At 69.0% G+C, this 1,451-nt stretch carries 1 protein-coding gene; it reads left to right on the top strand.

Going from position 1 to position 1,451, the window contains the following annotated elements:
* The coding region (locus ACFU97_RS46055; protein WP_384269284.1) for an acyl-CoA carboxylase subunit beta at positions 1 to 1,451 on the top strand (1,451 nt) is incomplete at both ends.

Here is a 1,451-nt window from a genome sequence, read left to right as displayed (position 1 = left end):
CTGCACGAGATCCGTGCCCGGGCGCTGGCCGGGCCGAGCGAGAAGGCGACCGAGGCGCAGCATGCCAAGGGCAAGCTGACCGCGCGGGAGCGTATCGAGCTGCTGCTGGACCCGGACTCCTTCCGGGAGGTCGAGCAGCTGCGCCGGCACCGGGCCACGGGTTTCGGCCTGGACGCCAGGAAGCCGTACACGGACGGTGTGATCACCGGCTGGGGCACGGTGGAGGGGCGCACGGTCTTCGTCTACGCCCACGACTTCCGCATCTTCGGCGGCGCGCTGGGCGAGGCCCACGCCACGAAGATCCACAAGATCATGGACATGGCCATCGCGGCGGGTGCGCCGCTGGTCTCCCTCAACGACGGGGCGGGTGCCCGGATCCAGGAGGGCGTCTCCGCCCTCGCCGGCTACGGCGGCATCTTCCAGCGCAACACCAGGGCGTCCGGGGTCATCCCGCAGATCTCGGTGATGCTCGGCCCGTGCGCGGGCGGCGCCGCCTACAGCCCCGCGCTGACCGACTTCGTGTTCATGGTCCGTGAGACCTCGCAGATGTTCATCACCGGCCCGGACGTGGTCAAGGCGGTGACCGGCGAGGAGATCACGCAGAACGGCCTGGGCGGCGCCGACGTGCACGCCGAGACCTCCGGTGTCTGTCACTTCGCCTACGACGACGAGGAGACCTGCATCGCGGAGGTCCGCTACCTCCTCTCGCTCCTGCCGCAGAACAACCGGGAGAACCCGCCGCGGGTGGAGTCCACGGACGCGGTGGACCGGCGCAGCGACGTGCTGCTCGACCTGGTTCCCGCGGACGGCAACCGGCCGTACGACATGGCCAAGGTGATCGAGGAGATCGTCGACGACGGCGAGTACCTGGAGGTCCACGAGCGCTGGGCCCGCAACATCATCTGCGCGCTGGGCCGCCTGGACGGCCAGGTGGTCGGGATCGTCGCCAACCAGCCGCAGTCCCTCGCGGGTGTCCTGGACATCGAGGCCAGCGAAAAAGCTGCGCGCTTCGTCCAGATGTGTGACGCTTTCAACATTCCGATCGTCACCTTCCTGGACGTCCCCGGGTTCCTTCCGGGTGTCGACCAGGAGCACGGCGGCATCATCCGCCACGGCGCCAAGCTCCTCTACGCCTACTGCAACGCGACCGTGCCGCGGATCTCGCTGATCCTGCGCAAGGCCTACGGCGGTGCCTACATCGTCATGGACAGCCAGTCCATCGGCGCCGACCTCACCTACGCCTGGCCGACGAACGAGATCGCCGTGATGGGCGCCGAGGGGGCCGCCAACGTCATCTTCCGGCGGCAGATCGCGGACGCCGAGGACCCCGAGGCCATGCGGGCCCGCATGGTCAAGGAGTACAAGTCCGAGCTCATGCACCCCTACTACGCGGCCGAGCGGGGCCTGGTCGACGACGTCATCGACCCGAGCGAGACCCGCGAGATCCTCAT

The organism is Streptomyces sp. NPDC057616 (assembly GCF_042800575.1).
Lineage (GTDB): Bacteria > Actinomycetota > Actinomycetes > Streptomycetales > Streptomycetaceae > Streptomyces.
This window is presented reverse-complemented; position numbering and strand designations above follow the sequence as displayed.